2 protein-coding genes are annotated in these 2,483 nt (G+C 46.2%); one reads left to right on the top strand and one right to left on the bottom strand.

Translation table 11 applies throughout. The features are described from left to right. Window positions 1-166 precede the first annotated feature (166 nt). The gene (gene pheS / locus QUA50_RS20815) at window positions 167-1,171 is read left to right on the top strand and encodes a phenylalanine--tRNA ligase subunit alpha (protein ID WP_015177077.1); all 1,005 of its coding nucleotides are present in this window, start codon (window positions 167-169) and stop codon (window positions 1,169-1,171) included. A gap of 219 nt (window positions 1,172-1,390) precedes the next feature. Here the strand turns inward: pheS and QUA50_RS20810 are convergent, their stop codons facing one another. Continuing rightward, on the bottom strand, window positions 1,391-1,834 hold the full coding sequence (locus QUA50_RS20810; RefSeq protein WP_333298792.1) for a hypothetical protein: 444 nt from the start codon (window positions 1,832-1,834) through the stop codon (window positions 1,391-1,393). Window positions 1,835-2,483 lie beyond the last annotated feature (649 nt).

The following is a 2,483-nucleotide window of genomic DNA, read 5'->3' as shown; positions in this document are numbered from 1 at the left end:
AGCCAAAATTGCGCTAAACTCAACTTGGCCCAAAACAGCCATCAATCTAAAATCTAAAATCTAAAATCTAAAATCAACAAGGCTGTCGAGCCAAAATTGCGCTAAACTCAACTTGGCCCAAAACAGCCATCAATCTAAAATCTAAAATCTAAAATCTAAAATCAAAATGACTGTCCAGCTAAGCGACATTGAAACTCAACTAGAAACCCTCGGTCAAGAGTCCAAAAGTGCGATCGCCACTGCCAATACCCTCGAACAACTCGAACAGTTGCGCGTCGGCTACCTCGGCAAAAAAGGCCAACTCTCTCAAATTTTAGGCATGATGGGCAAACTGTCGCCAGACCAGCGGCCCAAAGTAGGGGCGATCGCCAATACAGTCAAAGAAGCCCTGCAAGCAGATTTAGAAGACAAGCGCGCCGCCCTCCAAACAGCCCAAATCCAAGCCAAATTAGCCTCAGAAACCATCGATGTGACGATGCCGGGGATTTTTCGCCCCCAAGGCCGCGTTCACCCCTTAAACGCCGTCATAGACCGCGCTCTCGATATCTTTGTCGGCCTCGGATACACCGTCGCCAACGGCCCGGAAATGGAGACAGATTATTACAACTTCGAGGCGCTCAACACCCCGCCAGACCACCCAGCGCGGGATATGCAAGATACATTTTACCTACCGGGCGGCGACTTGCTGCGGACTCAGACATCATCAGTGCAAATTCGCTACATGGAACAGCACAAACCCCCGATTCGGATTGTCTCTCCCGGCCGCGTTTACCGCCGCGATACTGTCGATGCTACTCACGCCGCAGTCTTCCACCAAATTGAGCTTTTAGCAATTGATGAAGGTCTGACATTTACTGACTTGAAAGGCACAATTAAAGAGTTTTTGCGGCAAATGTTCGGGCAAGATTTGCCAATTCGTTTCCGCACGAGTTACTTTCCGTTTACCGAACCTTCTGCCGAAGTAGATTTGCAGTGGAACGGCAAATGGCTGGAAGTTTTGGGCTGCGGAACCGTCGATCCTAACGTTCTTAAAGGAGTCGGTTTAGATCCAGAAAAATATACTGGGTTTGCGGCCGGTTTTGGTGTCGAGCGGTTCGCAATGGTGCTTTATGAAATCGACGATATTCGCCGGGTTTATGCTAGCGATTTGCGCTTTTTGCGGCAATTTTAAAGCCTGGCTTGGGGTCGCTTACACGAGCCGTCTAGAGGTCTTGGTCAATGTACATCAATCTTTCAGTTTCAAGTAAGTAAGTACAAATAAACATTACTTGGGGAGAGGGCGGGTTCTGCAACGATGACTCGCCCTTACTGTAGATAAGCCCTAAAGCCGCCCCTACAAGCCCCTGCAAGATATTATTGTTTTTTTGCGCTTACCTACTTAATTTATTGTCTACTTGCCAAAAACACCCTTGATGCTGTCAACAGCGCTCTCGACAGCATTCTTGGTATTATCTACTGCTTCCTGAGTCCGAGCTGAATCTTCCGATGCTCTTTTCTCAATTGTGGCCGCATCTTTCTTAGCTTTGCGCTCTACGACACTACCATCCTCCGATGCTCTATCGACTTTAGCAGCATTTGTCTTGGCAGCTTCCTTAACCTTCTCTTCTGTATCTCGGATGAAGTTCTTGGCTCGTCCAGCATCTTTGCTGGCTTTTTCTTGAACCGCATCGCCCGCATCTGCTGCTGCGATGTTTACAGCAGGAGAAGCCATTGCTGCGGTGTTGGAGAAGAACGCACCAGACCAAACGAAGGCCATCGCTGACACCCAAAGGACGGTTGCAGCCATCAAGCGCCCTAAAGTCGAAAGCCGTTTCGTAAAATAATTCAGTTTCATAAAATACAAAAGGAGATGTGACCTTCTATTTTTACTCGATTTGAGCGATCGGCGGAACCGTTCTCTAGAGAGAGGTTCTCCGCCCACAACGGTTAAAAAAATTCCCTCTTTTGATAGATTCAAGCCAGGAATGTCAGTCAATTTTAGATTTTAGATTTTAGATTTTAGATTTTAGAGTTGACTCCACAGCCGCCATTGGCAATTTTGAACTTTGGTGAGTCGATTGTAAATTGTAGATTTGAGATTTAACAATTAATATCAAATCTGTTAGCATCGGGATTATTCATCTATCTCTTCTCTGCATCAGCGTAAATGGGCGTCAATTCATTGTCATCTGCGGCCCGCTCAATTTTCTTTTTTTTACCGCAGATACAGGCAGATTAACGCAGATTAACGCAGATGAATTATATCAATTCCGGTTGCAGCTTCGGAATAGTAAATTAGAGTTCACTGTTCACGGCGTCAACAGTCAACCGTCAACAGTGAACATTATTACCGTGTTACCGGAAATGATATAAGTAGGTGCGACAGTCAAGCTATCATCAATCGGGCGATTGTTTTCATAAAATATCGCTTCTCATGAATGAGAATTAAATAACTTCCACAAGTGTGTGGGATGGGCGTCCTGCCCGTCCAAAAAGGACGGGCA

This window comes from Microcoleus sp. M2_D5, from assembly GCF_036701935.1.
Taxonomy (GTDB): Bacteria; Cyanobacteriota; Cyanobacteriia; order Cyanobacteriales; family Microcoleaceae; genus Microcoleus.
This window is presented reverse-complemented; position numbering and strand designations above follow the sequence as displayed.